Raw genomic sequence first — 15,715 nt, 5'->3', positions numbered from 1 at the left:
CGGAGGGAGCACCACCATGGCCACCACGCGCACCGCCACCACCCAGTGGGAGGGCGCTCTGCTCGACGGCTCGGGCAGCGTCTCGCTCGACTCGTCGGGCGCCGGCGCCTTCGAGATTTCCTGGCCGTCCAGGGCCGAGGCGGCGGGCGGCAAGACGTCTCCCGAGGAGCTCATCGCGGCCGCCCACTCGTCCTGCTTCTCGATGGCGCTCTCCCACGGGCTGGCCGGCGCCGGCACGCCCCCCACGTCGCTGCGGACCAGCGCCGACGTGACGTTCCAGCCCGGCGAGGGCATCACGGGCATCGTGCTCACGGTGAAGGGGCACGTCCCCGGCATCACGGCCGAGCAGTTCCAGCAGGCCGCCGAGACGGCCAAGGCCGGCTGCCCGGTCAGCAAGGCCCTGGCGGGCACCACCATCTCGCTCAACGCCGAGCTCCTCTAGCCTCCGCCCCGGGTCGGCCTGGCCGCGCCCACGCGCGCGGCCGGCCCGGTACGAAGGGCGATCGGCTCAGTGCAGGACCAAAACCGCTTCAACGTGCGACAATCAGTTCACATGCGCGAGGTCTGGCCGGGCGAGCCCTATCCACTCGGCGCCACCTGGGACGGCGTTGGCACCAGCTTTTCGCTGTTCTCAGAGGTCGCCGACCGGGTCGAGCTATGCCTTTTTCACGACGACGGCACCGAGGAGCGGGTCGACCTGCCCGAGGTCGACGGGTTCGTCTGGCATGGCTACCTGCCGGGCGTCCAGCCGGGGCAGCGCTACGGCTACCGCGTGCACGGGCCGTACGAACCGTCGCAGGGTCACCGGTGCAACCCCGCCAAGCTGCTGCTCGACCCCTACGCCAAGGCCATCGACGGCGAGCTGACCTGGAACCAGGCGCTGTTCCCCTACTACTTCACCGATCCCTCCCGGCGCAACACCGAGGACAGCGGCCCCTACCTCCCGAAGAACGTCGTGATCAACCCGTTCTTCGAGTGGGGCAACGACCGGCCGCCGCGCACGCCGTACCACGAGACCGTGATCTACGAAGCCCACGTGCGGGGGCTCACCATGCGGCACCCCGGCGTGCCGCCGGACCTGCGGGGCACGTACGCGGCTGTGGGGCATCCGGCGGTCATCGAGCACCTGCTGTCGATCGGGGTGACGGCGGTCGAGCTGATGCCCGTGCACCACTACATCCCCGAGCACTTCCTGGTGGCGCGCGGGCTGACGAACTACTGGGGCTACAACACCATGGCCTACCTCGCGCCGCACGGCCGCTACTCCTGCGGCGGCACGCGCGGGGAGCAGGTGCTGGAGTTCAAGGCGATGGTGCGGGCGCTGCACGAGGCGGGCATCGAGGTCATTCTCGACGTGGTCTACAACCACACCGCCGAGGGCGACCACATGGGCCCCACCCTGGGGTTCAGGGGCATCGACAACGCCGCCTACTACCGGCTGCACGACGGTGACCGGCGCTACTACCTCGACTACACCGGCTGCGGAAACTCCCTCAACGTGCGCTCGCCGCACGCCCTGCAGCTGATCATGGACTCCCTGCGCTACTGGGTGCTGGAGATGCACGTCGACGGGTTCCGCTTCGACCTGGCCTCCGCGCTGGCCAGGGAACTGCACGACGTCGACCGGCTGAGCGCGTTCTTCGACCTGATCCAGCAGGATCCGGTGATCTCGCAGGTCAAGCTGATCGCCGAGCCGTGGGACGTGGGGCCGGGGGGCTACCAGGTCGGGAACTTCCCGCCGCTGTGGACGGAGTGGAACGGCAAATACCGCGACATCGTACGGGATTTCTGGAGGGGCACACATTCCGCGCTGCCGGAGTTCGCCTCCCGGCTGACCGGCTCCGCCGACCTCTACGAGTCCTCCGGCCGCCGCCCGGTCGCCTCGATCAACTTCGTCACCTGCCACGACGGCTTCACCCTCACCGACCTGGTCTCGTACGACCACAAGCACAACGCCGACAACGGCGAGGACAACCGCGACGGCACCAACGACAACCGCTCGTGGAACTGCGGGGCGGAGGGGCCGGTCGAGGATCCGGAGATCGTCACGCTCCGCCGCCGCCAGCGGCGCAACTTCCTGGCCACCCTGTTCCTGTCGCAGGGCGTGCCGATGTTGTCCCACGGCGACGAGATCGGCCGCACCCAGCGCGGCAACAACAACGCCTACTGCCAGGACAACGAGCTGGCCTGGGTCGACTGGTCGATGTTGCAGACCGAGCACGAGCTGCTCGACTTCGTCAGGGCGCTGTCCAAGCTGCGCCGCGAGCACCCGGTCTTCCAGCGCCGCAGGTTCTTCCACGGCCGCCACCCCGACAACGGCAAGCGCGACCTGGTCTGGCTCACCCCCGGCGGCCGCGAGATGACGGCGGGCGACTGGCACATCAGCTACGCCAAGTCGCTGATGGTCTATCTCAACGGCGAGGCGATCACCGAGCCCGGGCCGCGCGGCGAGCGGATCGTGGACGACTCGTTCCTGCTGCTGATCAACGCCCACCACGAGAACATGTCGTTCACGCTGCCCGGCGAGGAGTTCGGCGGCGGATGGCTGCCGGTGCTCGACACCAACCACGACACGGTGGAGGACACGTTCGCCGACGAGTGGCGGGCCGGCGACCTGGTGGCGGTCACGGCACGCTCGCTCCAGGTGCTCCGCCAGCCGCGCCGGCACGCCTGACGAGGGCGGAAACCTCCGCGAGCCGATTGTCGGTGGGGTGTGCCAAGGTAGAGGAGTGCGGCGCATCTATCCCGACATACAGGACAACCCGGACATCGCGCAGGCGTACGCCTACCCCGGTGACCGGCCGTGGCTGCGCGTCAACATGGTCGCCAGCACCGACGGCGCGGCCTGGCTGAAGGGCCGCTCACGGGGGTTGTCGAGCAAGGGCGACCGGCGGATCTTCCAGACCCTGCGCGGGCTGGCCGACGTGATCGTCGCGGGCGCCGCGACCGTCCGCACCGAAGGCTACGGCCCGGTGCCGCCGCGCGACTGGTGGGCCGAGCTCCGCGAGGGCCGGCCCGAGGTGCCGCCGATCGCCGTCATCACCCGCGGCCTCGGCTTCGACCTCGACGCCGAGTTGTTCACCGACGCGCCCAGCCGGACGATCGTGATCACCTGCGAGGCCGCGCCCCGCGAGCGGCGCAAGGCGGCGGCCCGGCACTGCGACCTCGTCGTCGCCGGCGACGACGAGGTCGACCTGCCACTGGCCATGGCCGAGCTGCACCAGCGCGGGCTGACCAGGATCCTGTGCGAGGGCGGCCCCCGCGTCAACGCCCAGCTCTCGGCCTGCCGGCTGATCGACGAGCTGTGCCTGTCGATCAGCCCGATGCTGGTCGGAGGCGGCGCGGCCCGCATACTCAACGGCGAGCCCGCGGAGGTTTCCCTCGATCTCAGCCAGGTGCTGGAGGAGGAGGGCGTTCTCTTCTGCACGTACACGAGGAGCACTGATGAGCGAGCCCACTGAGCCGACCACCGGGCCGACCACCGGGCCGGCCACCGGCGCCGTCGCGGCCGAGGAGCCGGAGCCGGTGCCCAACCTGCCGGTGCGCCCGCCGGTGCCGCCGATGCTGGCCAAGCCGGTCAAGACCATGCCGAAGCAGGACGGCACGCTGTTCTACGAGCCGAAGTGGGACGGCTTCCGCTGCATCATCTTCCGCGACGGCGACGAGGTCTATCTGGGCAGCCGCAAGGAGCGGCCGTTCACCCGCTACTTTCCCGAGCTGGTCGAGGCGGCCAGGGCCGAGCTGCCCGACCGGTGCGTGGTCGACGGCGAGATCGTCCTGCCGATGGGCTCCCAGCTCGACTTCGACGCGCTGCAGCAGCGCATCCATCCCGCCAAGTCGCGGGTGACGATGTTGTCGGAGCGCACGCCGGCCCAGTTCGTCGCGTTCGACCTGCTGGCCCTGGGCGACGAGTCGCTGATGGAGGCGCCGTTCTCCGAGCGCCGCGCCCGGCTGGAGGGCCTCTTCCCCGCGAAGGGCGGATCGATCCGGCTGACCCCCGTCACGACGAGCGACGAGCAGGCGCACGAGTGGTTCGAGACGTTCGAGGGCGCGGGTCTCGACGGCATCATCGTCAAGCCGGGTGACCAGCCCTACATCCCCGACAAGCGCACGATGTTCAAGGTCAAGCACGAGCGCACGGCCGACGTCGTCATCTGCGGCTACCGCGAGCACAAGTCGGGTCCGATCGTGGGCTCGCTGCTGCTCGGCCTCTACGCCGCGGACGGCCGGCTGCACCACGTGGGCGTGGCGGCGTCGTTCCCCATGGCGCGCAGGGCCGAGCTGGTCGAGGAGCTCAAACCGTACATCGCGGAGTTGAGCGAGCATCCGTGGGGCCACTGGGCCGAGCAGGCGGCGGCCAACGCCGGCCAGCCGGCCGCCGGGCCCGCGACGGGCGGGCAGCGGGTGCCCGGCGCGGTGTCGCGGTGGAACGCCAAGAAGGATCTGTCCTTCATCCCGTTGCGACCGGAGCTGGTGATCGAGGTGGCCTACGACCAGATGGAGGGCGACCGGTTCCGGCACACCGCGCAGTGGCGGCGGTGGCGGCCCGATCGCACGCCCGATTCGTGCACGTACGAGCAGCTTGAGCGTCCAGTTAGTTACAACCTTGACGCTATCCTTGCCCGCTAATCGAATATCCCGTTATATCTCGATACATGACTACTGGCGATGAGCTGAAGGCAGCCGTGTCCGCCCGCCGCGATCTCGGGCCTGACTTCGAAGACGCCGTCGTGGAGTCGTTCCTCGACAAGATGGGCCAGGAGATCGACCGGAGGGTGGACGAGCGCCTGGCCGCGTCGCCGCAGGGCCGGCAGCCGGCCCCCGCCTCGGGCCCCAGCGACGCGCAGCGGCTGGCCCTGGCGATCGTCTCGCTCAGCCTGGGCACACTGCTCACCCTCGTGTTCGTGCTGCTCGGAGACGCCCGCGCGTCCTATCTGATCCCGGTCTGGCTCGGCATCATCATCGTGAACGCGCTCTTCAACGGCTCCCGCAAGAAGGGCTAGGCCAGCCAGATGAGCCCGGCGAACCTGCCGCCGGGCGCCTCCCGGCGGTGGGAATAGAGCTCCTCCGACTCGATCGTGCAGCGCGCGTCATGGCGCACGTCCGCCACCCCCGCCGCCCGCAGCTGGGCCTCGATCCCGGCGCGCAGGTCGAGCGCGGGCGTCTGCCACGACGTCGTCGACCACGTCTGCGGCACCTTCCCCGCCACCCGCTCGCGCAGCTCGGCCGGCACCTCGTAGCAGCGGCCGCAGGCGCCCGGCCCTACCAGCGCGACCATCCGCGCCGGGTCGGCGCCCTTGCCCGCCATCGCCTCCACCAGGGCGGTCGCGATGCCCGCCTCGGTGCCCGGGCGGCCCGAATGCGCGGCGCCGACCAGCCGCGCCACCGGGTCGGCCACCAGCACCGCCGGGCAGTCCGCCCCGAGCGAGGCCAGCGCCAGCCCCGGCTCGGTGGTGAACACCCCGTCGAGCGCGGGCGGCTCGTCGCCGAACGGCTCGCTCACGAAGGCGACGTCGGTGCCGTGAACCTGGCGCATGAAGACCACGGCGCGCACCCGCAGCTCGGCCGCCAGGGCCGCGCGGTTGGCCCGCACGGCCGCCGGATCGTCGCCGACCATCCCGCCGAGATTGCGCGAACCGTAGGGCGGGGCGCTGACCCCTCCGTGCCGATCGGTGACGGCGACATGCACTCCAGGGGCCAGCAGCATGCCTCGATCTTAGAGGCAGGGCCGGGCGGCGGGACGCTCCGGCCGCCCGCGCGGCAGGTGAGCTACCGTGGCAGCGCGTACGGACCTGGGATTCCCCCGGCACGGCGCACCGGCCGCCCGTGCGTAAAGCGGCCGGCCACATGGACCCGCGGACCGGCCAGGGCGGCACCGGCCGGGCGCGGAGCTACGCGGGAGGAGACCCCGATGACCAGCCTCGCCGACCTGCACGCGCTGATGGCCGGGCTCGGGCACCCGGTGGTGCGGGCCGCCGTCCCCTCGGCGGCCCGGTTCGCGGACGGCGCCCCCTACCGGTTCGAGATCCCCAGCGTCGAGGGGCCTGAGGTGCTGGAGGCGGTCGTCGCGGAGGCCGACAGGCTCGGCGTGCCGGTCGCCAGGACCTCGCAGGGCAGCGGCGTGATGATGCTGACCGACGCCGAGATCGCGCGGATGGCGCGGATCGGCGCCGAGCGCGGCATGGAGGTGAACCTGTTCCTCGGCCCGAGGGCCGCCTGGGACACGGGCGGGCAGGCCAAGCTGACGCAGGCCGTGAGCGCGGCGGCGCGCGGGAACGCCATGGTGGCGGCGTGCGTGGCCGACGCCCTGCGGGCCTGCTCGCTCGGCATCCGCAGCCTGCTCGTCGGCGACCTGGGCGTGCTGGAGGTGCTGCGGGAGCTCAAGGAGGACGGCACGCTGCCGGCCGGCCTGGTGCTGAAGACGTCCGTGCTGATGCCGCTCACCAACGCGCCCACCGCGGCGGTCTACGAGCGCCTGGGCGCGACCACGGTCAACGTCGGCACCGACCTGACCGTGCCGCACCTGGCCGAGATCAGGGCCGCCACCCGGCTGCCGATCGACCTCTACCTGGAGGTGCCCGACGACCAGGGCGGGTTCGTACGCTTCTACGAGGCGGTCGAGATCGTACGCGCCGCGGCCCCTGTCTATCTCAAGATGGGGCTGCGGAACGCACCGAACATCTACCCGTCGGGCGGGCACCTCGGCGTGGTGCCGAAGGAGCTGGGCCGCGAGCGGGTGCGCCGGGCGGCGCTGGTGCGGCGGCTGATCGAGCAGCTCGACCCCGAGCTGCAGCGGCCGGCCGGCGGGCCCGCGGCCGACCTGGGCGTGCCGGTGATCTGAGCGGCCCCAGGGCGGCACGTCCCGAGCCGATGGCCGTGCGGCGGCGGTTCAGCCGAACCGGTGGACCGTGAGCGGGCCGCCGCCCCAGCGGCCGATCGCCTCCTCGTCGGCGAAGGCCAGCACGCGCATCATGTTGCCGCCGTCGCTGAGCTCCACGTTGCGGCGCAGCCGCCGGCGCAGGTCCTCCGGCAGGGCGGTGGTGCCCGCCTCGATCGTGTCGCCGTAGTGCGGGGCGAAGGCGACGCCCGCGAAGCCGGTGCGGCGCAGCAGCGTGGGCACGGTCTCGGAGGAGTAGAACATCAGGTGGTTCTTGGTGAAGCCGCTCCACCCGTTCCCGTACGCCTTGAGCAGCAGCGACCGGGCGTTGACGGTCAGGATGAGCAGCACCCCGCCGGGTGCGAGCAGGCTGCGGAACTTCGCGAAGTCGTCCAGCGGCCTGGGCAGGTGCGCGAGCACCGACCAGAGGGTGATCACGTCGAACCCGCCTGCGGCGATCTCCGGCACGTCCTCGGGCGCGCCGTGGAAGGTTCTCGCCTTGCTGAGCCGCTCGTTCGCCTGGGCGACGGACTCGGGCGACAGGTCCACCCCGAAGGCCTCGAACCCGCGCTGCTCGGCCAGTTCGAGGAACAGGCCGACCCCCGAGCCGAAGTCGAGCAGCCGCCGCTCCTTGCCCTCGTCGAAGACCGGCGAGAACGCCTTCATGGTCAGGTCGTAGCGGCGCTGCCGGTTGGCGGCGTACTTGCCGGTCAGGAACGAGTTGTAGCCGGTGGCGTACAGGTCGCCGAGGCGTTCGGGGCGGACGTTCGGGTTGCGGTAGAGGAAGCCGCAGGAGGGGCAGCGGACGACGTGATAGCGCCAGCCGTTGCCTCCGGTGGGCTCGAAGAGCGGTTGCTGGCGGGACTCGCCGCACATCATGCAGGTCAGGAATTCCTCGATCTCGCCCAGCGGCCTGCTGCGCTCATAGTCGGCCAGCGGCATGATCGGGGCGTTCCTGATCAGCCGCTTCCACTGCACCTCCCTGATCAGCCGCTCACCGGGCCGGACGTAGACCCGCTGGCCCCAGGGAACGCGGTTGTACCGTTTGCCGTACATCAGTCGACCTAGCAATTTTTTTGTCATCTCCACCACCCTGCGGGCGTTCTGCCCTAACGGAGACGACCTAATGCGTCCAGGTTCGAGCGCTTTACGTGATCTTTGGCGTACGTGCCTTCCGTCCGTCGCGCTGGCCTCCCTATCCAAGCAAGCATATGCTTGGGCGCGTGGCTGACTATCGGAATCTCATCGGGGGCGAGCTGGTGGCCGCCACCCGGACGATCGACTCGGTCAACCCGGCCACCGGCGAGGTGTGGGCCCGCATCCCGGCCGGCGGCGCCGCCGAGGCGCAGGCCGCCGTGGCGGCGGCCGAGCAGGCGTCGCCCGCCTGGTCGAGCCTGCCCGCCGCGGCCAGGGCACACGTCCTGCGCAAGGTCTCCGAGCTGTTCGGCCGCCACGCCGGGGATCTGGCCCGGCTGGAGACCCGCGACAACGGCAGGATCCTGCGCGACACCCTCAAACGGGACCTGCCGGGCATGGCGTACCTGTGGCAACTCGCCGCCGGGCAGTGCCTCGACGCGGTCAAGGGCGACACCGTCCTGCTCGGCCCCGACTCGTTCGGGCTGACCCGGCGCGAGCCCTACGGCGTGGTGGTCTGCATCATCCCGTGGAACTCCCCCATCTCGACCTTCTCGGCCAAGGCCGCCTACGCGCTGGCCGCCGGCAACACGGTCATCGTCAAACCCGCGGAGCAGGCGAGCGCCTCCGTTCTGCGACTCGGCGAGCTGCTCGCGGACGTGTTCCCGCCCGGCGTGCTGAACATCGTCAGCGGCCTGGGCGAGGACGTCGGAGACGCCCTCGTGCGCCACCGCGGCGTCGGCAAGGTCAGCCTCACCGGATCGACCGCGACCGGCCAGGCGATCACGCGCGCCTCCGCCGACGCGCTGAAGCCGATGACGTTCGAGCTGGGCGGGAAGTCGCCCAACATCGTCTTCCCCGACGCCGACCTGGACGCGGCCGCCCAGGGCGTGACCGTGAACTCCGTGTACACCGGCAACGCCGGCCAGGTGTGCGTGGCCGGCTCGCGCATCCTCGTCCACCACTCGATCTGGGACGAGATGCTCGGCCGCATCAAGCACATCTGCGCGGGCCTCGTCCTGGACGACCCGCTCGACCTGCGGACCACGATGGGGCCGATCGTCTCCGCCGGCCAGTACGAGCGCGTGACGTCGTACCTCGAACTGGCCGAGAAGGAGGGCGCCGAACGCGTCTTCGGCGGCCGGACCGGCGCCGACGTGGTGCCCGGCCTGCCCGGCGGCTACTGGGTCGAGCCCACCCTCTACACCACCACGGACAACGCCCTGCGCGTCTGCCAGGAGGAGATCTTCGGGCCCGTGGCGGTGGCCATCCCGTTCGGGTCGGACGAGGAGGCGCTGGCCATCGCGAACGACTCTCCGTACGGGCTGGCGGCCGGCGTGTGGACGCGCGACCTCGGCCGCGCGCACCGCTTCGTGCGCGATCTGCGCAGCGGCACGGTGTGGGTGAACACCTTCCGCCAGATGCCGCCGGGGCTCCCGTTCGGCGGCGTGAAGGACAGCGGGTACGGCCACGACTCGGTGCTCGAGTTCACCCGCGAGAAGGCGGCCATTATCCAGATCTAGTCGGATAGATTTACCTCCCATGAGCGAGGGGATCAAGGAAGAGTCCGGGCTGTCGGAGGCGGCCGCCCGGTCGCGCGCGTCGGTGCTGCGCAGCCGCGCGGAGTCGTACATCGCCCTGTCGCGGCACGACGCCGCGATCGCGGACCTGACCGAGGCGATCACGCTGGCGCCGGACAACGCCCGCGCCTGGCGGCTGCGCGGCGAGAGCCACCGCATCATCGAACGGTACGACGCCGCGCTGGAGGACTTCGACGAGGCGCTGAAGCTGGAGCCGGACAGCGCGTACGCCCTCGGCTCGCGGGGCCAGACCTACGCCGCGCTCGACCGCCTGGACGACGCCATGGCCGACTTCGAGCACGCGCTCACCCTCTCCCCCGGCTCGTTGTGGATCCTGGAGGCGAAGGCGGACGCCCTAGTGGGCCTGGACCGGATCGACGAGGCCCTGGCCGAGCACGCGAAGATCATCGCCTTGGACGAGGACCTGGCCTACTCCTGGGTGGCCCGCGGCGACCTGTACCAGCGGATCAACCTGTACGCCGAGGCCATCGACGACTACACGAAGGCGCTGGAGGCCGACCCCGAGTACGTGCGCGCGCTGAGCAGGAGGGGCGAGGCGTACCGCATGACCGACCGGTACGACGAGGCGCTGGCCGACCTCAACCGCGCGCTGGAGCTGGACCCGGAGAACGACCGCGCCTACGGCAGCCGGGGCGCCGTGCTGAGCGAGATGGGCGACGACGAGGCGGCGTTGAAGGACCTGAACCGGGCGATCGAGCTGGACGCCGACTACATCTGGGCCTACCGGGTGCGGGGCGAGATCCTGCAGGAGCTGGACCGCCACGAGGAGGCGGTGGCCGACTTCTCCCAGGCCCTGCACCTGGAGTTCGGCGACTGAGTTCGGCGACTCAGTTCGGCGGCTTCGGCGACCGGACCTGGTCAGCGGGGGTCGCGGCGCAGGGGATGGCCGGGCGGCACCTGCACCAGCACGATGCGATGACCGTCGGGGTCGGCGATCCACGTCTCGATGAGCCCCCACGGCTCGGTGCGGGCCTCGCGCAGGACGGTCACTCCCGCCCGCCGCAACCGCTCCTCCTCGGCCGCCACGTCGCGCACCTGCAACCAGAGCGACATCCCCGGACCTCCGCCACTGCCACTGCCACTGCCGGACAGCTCCAGGAACCCCTGGCCGAGGAAGAACACGACACCCGGATGGTCGGGCGGGCCGAACTCGCGGTAGACGGCCAGCCCGAGCGTCTCGGCGTAGAAGCGGCGGCTGCGGTCGAGATCGTTCGGCCGCAGCAGGATCCGGCTGCTCAGCACCTCCATGCCCCTGCCTCTACCCGCCCTCACCGCCGGAAGCCCCGTCTCCGGGTAGCCCGGCTTGCCGGGGGAGCCGCGCCGGGGTCACGCGGCGTGCGCGGCCGGCCATTCCAGGGCGGCCTCGCCGGTGCGCAGGGCGGAGATGTGACCTTCACCGGAAAGCAGCCAGAGCTCCACCGCCGGCCCGACCACGCTGCCGAACCACGACCAGTCGCCGCCCAGCGCGTCGTGATCCGCCGGGGTGAACATCTCCGGGTCGTATGCGGCCGCCGCCTCGTGCCGTTCCTTCGCCGCGCGGCCCATGACGGCGGCGCGCAGGGACGCCCGGCCGGAAACCGACATGCCCGCGAACCAGTCGAGACCCTGCGCGCCGTACGGGGCCGGCCCTGACACGTCGACCACGGCCCGTACCCGATCGGGCAGCAGGGCCGCGCAGGCCAGAGCGTGCGAGCCGCCCCCGGAATGGCCCATCACCGCGAACCTGCCGATGCCCAGCTCGTCGGCGACCGGCCCATCGCCGGCCGCTGCCGGGCCCGTGTCATACACGTGGAGGGTGCGGCCGTCGCCGAGGTTCAGATCGTGTTCGCTGACCACGAGGGAAGCCTGATGCCACGGGCCGGCAGGACGCGGGGGCCTCCGTAAGGGCGAGGTACGGAGGCCCTGGTCGCGGACCCGTCAGAGGGCCAGCAGGGCGCTGACCGGCAGGCGGGTGTCGTACAGCGGGCGGATGGCGATGCGCAGCAGCGCCAGCGCGTTGTCGTCGCCCGCGATGCGGTTGGCGCTGAGCTCGCCGCAGGACTGGCAGTGATGGATGATCAGCCACTCCCCGTCCTGGCGGACGCTGACGCTCAGCGCCGCCATCCGGCCCCGGCAGGCGGCCCGCCTGTCGCCGGGGACCCGGTGGTCGACGTGCAGGCTGGTCAGGCAGTGCGGGCAGTGGTTGCGGTGCGCGGTGCCCGGCGCGATCAGCGGCACGTCGAGGCGGCACCCGACGCAGCGGAACGCGTCGCCGGGTGCCCGATGGTGTGCCTTGCGCCGTTGCGGCCGTTCACGCTCCGTTCTCCTGCGCGGCATCAGAGGTCGCCGAACGCTTCGAGCGGGAACGGCGGCTGCGCCAGCGGGCGTACGGCCATGCGCATGAGGATGAGCTGGTTGTCGTCCCCGCAGATGGGGTTGGACGTCAGCTCACCGCACCTGGTGCAGCGGTGGATGAGCATCCAGTCGCCGGTGCGCAGGACGGCGATCGAGATCGGGATCATCCGCGACCCGCACTCCGACGGGCCGCCTTCCACGTGGTCGAGCACGTGCTGCGAGTGCAGGCAGCTCGGGCAGTGGTTGCGCCGGGTGCCGTCGGGCGCGTTCGCGGCCACGGTCAGGCCGCAGCGCACGCATGGGAACGTCTCAGTGGTCGTGATGGAACGATGGGTGGACAACCTGGGAACTCCTTGCCGAATGGATCACGAAAGAGCAGCAAGGTGCGCCAAGCGGGCCTCGCGGGCACGCTGGATACGGCAGGCGGTCCGGCAGGTCAGAGCAGACCTCAGAAGCAGGAGCCGCCCGTGGTACGGCGAGGCGCGCGTGGCGCGACGGCAGGCATTCATCCCCCCCGTTTCCTGGGCACGGCGGCCCACAGACGTCACTGTCAGGACAGCAGCGAGAGTAACGGTCGTGGCCCGGCGGCCGCGAATGGTTTTCGCCGGCCGAATAACGTTCTAGATTCGTGCGCATGGGCATCGGGCTGACCGAGGAACACCAGGCGCTCGCCGACTCCGTACGAGGGTTCGCCGGGCGGTCGTCCGGCCACGCCGCGCTGGCCGGTCAGGGCCTGCTGGGCCTGCACCTGCCCGAGGAGGTGGGCGGACAGGGATACGGGCTGCTGGAGTTGTGCGTCGCCCTCGAAGCGCTGGGCGAACAGCGGGTCACCGGCGCCTACCTGCCGACGGTCGTGGTGTCGGCGGCGCTCGCCTGGGCGGGCGCCGGCGGGTACGGCGAAGGACAGGACCTGCTCCGGGCACTCGCCGACGGCTCCTCGACCGCCACCGTCGTGCTCCCCATTTCAAGGCCCCCCATTTCAAGGCCCCCCATCACACCGCCCTCCACCACACCGCCCGCAGCCGTCTCACCCACCCGGCTGGCCGCCGCCGCGACGCCTGACCAACCGACCGCGGGGCCTGACCGACCGGCCGCGGGGCCGACCTCGGGGCCGACCTCGGGGCCGACCTCGGGGCCGACCTCGGGGCCGGCCGCCGGCAGTGGCCTTCTCGCGCTGGGGCCGGCGACGGCCGACCTCTTCCTCGTCCCGGCCGGCGGAGGCACATGGGCGGTGCTGGACCGCGCCGGCGTCGTCGCCGAGCCCGTGGACGGCGTGGATCTCGACAGGGAGCACTGTTCCGTCACCGTGCGGGCCGCACCCGCCGGCCGTACGGTCGACGGCCCGGTCCCCTCCGTCCCGACGGCGAACGACCGGCCGGCGGGCCGTTCCATGCCCGCGGACCGGATGGCTGCCGGGCGGGTGCTGGACGGCGTACCGGTACGGGAGATCGCGGCGGTGCTGCTCGGGGCCGACGCGTGCGGCGTCGCCGCGTGGGCGGTCACGACGGCGGCCGAGCACGCCAAGGTGCGCGAGCAGTTCGGGCGGCCCATCGGGCAGTTCCAAGGAGTCAAACACCGGGTGGCCGCCGCCCTGGTGGCTCTGGAGCAGGCCCGTGCCGCCGTGTGGGATGCCGCCAGAGCCATGGACGGCGCCCGGACCATGGACGGCGCGGCCCGCAGTGACACGAACCGCGACGACGCGAGCAGGGCCGACGCGAGAGGGGACGGTGGGGTGCCTGCCCTTGGGGGCGAGGTCAGGCTGGCGGTAGGGGTGGCGGCCGTGCTCGGGCCGGATGCGGCGGTACGGTGCACGGCGGACACGATCCAGGTGCTGGGCGGCATCGGCTACACCTTCGAGCACGACGCGCACCGCTACTACCGCCGAGCCCTGTCCGGCCGGATGCTGGCGGGAGATCCCGGGCCGTGGGCCGAGGAGGTGGCCGGGCTCGCGGTGTCGGGGGCACGTCGCCGGATGGAGCCGGACCTGCCCGAGGAGGCCGCCGCCGTCAGGGACACCATCAGGGCGCAGGCCCGGTCGCTGCGCGCGGCGAGCCCGGCGGAACGGCGCGACCGGCTCGCGCGAGAAGGCTGGATGATGCCGCACCTCCCCCGGCCGTGGGGCAGGGACGCCACACCGCTCGAACAGGTGATCATCCACCAGGAGTTCCGCGACCTCGGGCGGCCGAACCTGGGCATCGCCGCCTGGGCGGTCCCTTCCGTCGTCCGGTACGGCAGCCGCGAGCAGCAGGAACGTTTCCTGCCGGGCACGTTCGCCGGAGAGATCGTGTGGTGCCAGCTCTTCAGCGAGCCGGGCGCGGGATCCGACCTGGCCGGGCTGTCCACGAAGGCCGCCCGGGTGGAGGGCGGCTGGGCGCTGACCGGTCAGAAGATCTGGACGTCCCTCGCGCAGCACGCCCACTGGGGCATCTGCCTGGCCCGGACTTCTCCCGACAAATCAAAACATGACGGCATCACGTACTTTCTGGTGGACATGGCTTCGCCGGGCATCACCGTACGACCGCTCAAGGAGATCAACGGGGCGGAGGTCTTCAACGAGGTCTTCCTCGACGGCGTGTTCGTACCGGACGACCTTGTCGTCGGCGAGGTGGATGCGGGCTGGCGGGTGGCCCGCGACACGCTCTCCCACGAACGCGTCGCGCTGGGCGACTCGTGGGGCCCGGGTTCCCAGCACACCGACATGGCCGAGCTCATCACGAGGCTGCCCCCGCTCCGGCAGTCGCGGCGGGAGCAGGCCGGCCGGCTGTGGGCGGAGGGCCAGGCCATCTCGGCGCTCGGCCTGCGCGCCACCCTCCAGAAGTTGTCCGCCGCCGGCCGCGACCGGGCCGGATCGAGCCGCCGCGTGCCCGGCGGGGATCCGGGGACCGTGTCCAGCGTGCGCAAGCTGCTCGGCATGCGGCACGCGCAGGCGATCTCGGAGTTCTGCTGGTCGCTGGCCCCGGCGGACCGGCACTGGAACCGCATGATCCTCACCACCCGCGCGTTCACGATCGGGGGCGGCACGACGGAGGTGCAGCTCAACATCGTCGCCGAGCGCGCGCTCGGCCTGCCGCGCGACCCGTGATCAGCTTCCGGGATAGTACGGCGCCGCCAGGTGCGCGTACACGATCGTGTTGTCCTCATAGCTGTGCGCCCGCCGGTCGAACGCCCCACCACAGGTCACCAGCCGCAACCCCGGGTAGGAGAGCCTGGCGTAGACCTTCTTCGCGGGGAAGCGGCGCTTCGGGGTGTGCTCGACCTTGTCGACGACGAAGACGGCCACCGAGCGGTCGGCGCGCAGCACCTGCACCTGGTCGCCGCGCCTGACCTTCTTCAGGCTCGCGAAGACGGCGGGGCCGGTCCTGGTGTCCAGGTGGCCGGTGATCACGGCTGCGCCGCGCTGGCCGGGGACGGGCCCGTAGCGGTACCAGCCGGCCCGGTTCGGCGGGTCGAACGGCGGGTTCTCGATGGCGCCGCCGGCGTCCAGGCCCAGCTCCATGAGCGGGGCTGCCACACCGATGGACGGGATGTAGACGGCCGTGGGCCGGGCGGCCCGCATGGGCTCGGCCACCTCGGACAGCGGCACGTCCTTGAGGAGCACGCCGCTGGTCGGTGCCGGCGACTCGTGACGTACGGCGGCGGGCTCCGGCCGGTCGCCCACGATGCCGCTGAGCCCGAGCCCGATCAGCAGCACTCCGGCCAGCGACACGACCGTCGCGACCAGCACGATCGACCGCTGTCCCGGCGCGCGGCCCTCCGCGGGTCCGGCCAC

At 71.8% G+C, this 15,715-nt stretch carries 16 protein-coding genes; 9 read left to right on the top strand and 7 right to left on the bottom strand.

The genetic code is table 11. The features are described 5' to 3' along the window. Nucleotides 1-16: 16 nt before the first annotated feature. From ACZ6SA_RS10295 to ACZ6SA_RS10275, 5 genes are all read left to right on the top strand, one after another. A complete protein-coding gene (locus tag ACZ6SA_RS10295; protein ID WP_347646747.1) occupies nucleotides 17-442 on the top strand; it encodes an OsmC family peroxiredoxin in 426 nt (141 codons plus the stop codon). A 111-nt stretch (nucleotides 443-553) separates the two neighbouring features. Next, nucleotides 554-2,674 carry a glycogen debranching protein GlgX gene (gene glgX / locus ACZ6SA_RS10290; RefSeq protein WP_465827489.1) on the top strand — a complete coding sequence of 707 codons (2,121 nt, stop codon included), beginning with the start codon at nucleotides 554-556 and terminating at the stop codon, nucleotides 2,672-2,674. A gap of 55 nt (nucleotides 2,675-2,729) precedes the next feature. Then, complete coding sequence (locus ACZ6SA_RS10285) at nucleotides 2,730-3,461, top strand: pyrimidine reductase family protein (protein WP_347646749.1); 732 nt, start codon at nucleotides 2,730-2,732, stop codon at nucleotides 3,459-3,461. Further along, nucleotides 3,445-4,629, top strand: a complete 1,185-nt coding sequence (locus tag ACZ6SA_RS10280; RefSeq protein ID WP_465827487.1) for an ATP-dependent DNA ligase — start codon at nucleotides 3,445-3,447, stop codon at nucleotides 4,627-4,629. Before ACZ6SA_RS10285 ends, ACZ6SA_RS10280 begins: the two co-directional genes overlap by 17 nt. Before the next feature lie 26 nt (nucleotides 4,630-4,655). Beyond that, nucleotides 4,656-5,003 (top strand): hypothetical protein, encoded by a 348-nt coding sequence (locus tag ACZ6SA_RS10275; protein ID WP_347646751.1) that lies wholly within the window; start codon nucleotides 4,656-4,658, stop codon nucleotides 5,001-5,003. On the opposite strand, the gene pgeF is transcribed toward ACZ6SA_RS10275, so the two are convergent. Continuing rightward, complete coding sequence (pgeF, locus tag ACZ6SA_RS10270) at nucleotides 5,000-5,707, bottom strand: peptidoglycan editing factor PgeF (protein ID WP_347646752.1); 708 nt, start codon at nucleotides 5,705-5,707, stop codon at nucleotides 5,000-5,002. The genes ACZ6SA_RS10275 and pgeF overlap by 4 nt on opposite strands. A 204-nt stretch (nucleotides 5,708-5,911) precedes the next feature. Here pgeF and ACZ6SA_RS10265 point away from each other — a divergent pair, with 204 nt between their 5' ends. Further along, entirely contained in the window at nucleotides 5,912-6,841 is a 930-nt protein-coding gene (locus tag ACZ6SA_RS10265) for a U32 family peptidase (protein WP_465827485.1), read from the top strand. A gap of 48 nt (nucleotides 6,842-6,889) precedes the next feature. Here the strand turns inward: ACZ6SA_RS10265 and ACZ6SA_RS10260 are convergent, their stop codons facing one another. Beyond that, nucleotides 6,890-7,933 carry a class I SAM-dependent methyltransferase gene (locus ACZ6SA_RS10260; protein WP_347646754.1) on the bottom strand — a complete coding sequence of 348 codons (1,044 nt, stop codon included), beginning with the start codon at nucleotides 7,931-7,933 and terminating at the stop codon, nucleotides 6,890-6,892. Nucleotides 7,934-8,100: 167 nt separating this feature from the next. Between ACZ6SA_RS10260 and ACZ6SA_RS10255 the strand changes: the two genes are divergently transcribed. After that, nucleotides 8,101-9,534 carry an aldehyde dehydrogenase family protein gene (locus ACZ6SA_RS10255; RefSeq protein ID WP_465827483.1) on the top strand — a complete coding sequence of 478 codons (1,434 nt, stop codon included), beginning with the start codon at nucleotides 8,101-8,103 and terminating at the stop codon, nucleotides 9,532-9,534. 19 nt (nucleotides 9,535-9,553) lie between these two features. Next, nucleotides 9,554-10,429 (top strand): tetratricopeptide repeat protein, encoded by an 876-nt coding sequence (locus ACZ6SA_RS10250; RefSeq protein WP_465827482.1) that lies wholly within the window; start codon nucleotides 9,554-9,556, stop codon nucleotides 10,427-10,429. A gap of 41 nt (nucleotides 10,430-10,470) precedes the next feature. Here the strand turns inward: ACZ6SA_RS10250 and ACZ6SA_RS10245 are convergent, their stop codons facing one another. The 4 genes from ACZ6SA_RS10245 to ACZ6SA_RS10230 form a co-directional block, all read right to left on the bottom strand. Next, entirely contained in the window at nucleotides 10,471-10,860 is a 390-nt protein-coding gene (locus ACZ6SA_RS10245; RefSeq protein ID WP_347646757.1) for a VOC family protein, read from the bottom strand. 78 nt (nucleotides 10,861-10,938) lie between these two features. Next, complete coding sequence (locus ACZ6SA_RS10240; RefSeq protein WP_465827480.1) at nucleotides 10,939-11,448, bottom strand: alpha/beta fold hydrolase; 510 nt, start codon at nucleotides 11,446-11,448, stop codon at nucleotides 10,939-10,941. An 81-nt stretch (nucleotides 11,449-11,529) separates the two neighbouring features. Beyond that, complete coding sequence (locus tag ACZ6SA_RS10235) at nucleotides 11,530-11,928, bottom strand: RNHCP domain-containing protein (RefSeq protein ID WP_465827478.1); 399 nt, start codon at nucleotides 11,926-11,928, stop codon at nucleotides 11,530-11,532. After that, complete coding sequence (locus ACZ6SA_RS10230; protein ID WP_465827476.1) at nucleotides 11,928-12,287, bottom strand: RNHCP domain-containing protein; 360 nt, start codon at nucleotides 12,285-12,287, stop codon at nucleotides 11,928-11,930. Before ACZ6SA_RS10230 ends, ACZ6SA_RS10235 begins: the two co-directional genes overlap by 1 nt. Nucleotides 12,288-12,580: 293 nt before the next feature. Between ACZ6SA_RS10230 and ACZ6SA_RS10225 the strand changes: the two genes are divergently transcribed. After that, nucleotides 12,581-15,028 carry an acyl-CoA dehydrogenase family protein gene (locus ACZ6SA_RS10225; protein ID WP_465827475.1) on the top strand — a complete coding sequence of 816 codons (2,448 nt, stop codon included), beginning with the start codon at nucleotides 12,581-12,583 and terminating at the stop codon, nucleotides 15,026-15,028. Here the strand turns inward: ACZ6SA_RS10225 and ACZ6SA_RS10220 are convergent, their stop codons facing one another. Continuing rightward, nucleotides 15,029-15,715 carry a class F sortase gene (locus tag ACZ6SA_RS10220; RefSeq protein ID WP_465827473.1) on the bottom strand — a complete coding sequence of 229 codons (687 nt, stop codon included), beginning with the start codon at nucleotides 15,713-15,715 and terminating at the stop codon, nucleotides 15,029-15,031.

The sequence above is a fragment of the Nonomuraea sp. NPDC049378 genome, assembly GCF_055586745.1.
Note: the sequence above shows the minus strand (reverse complement) of the source record. Positions and strands in the feature narration are given on the sequence as shown.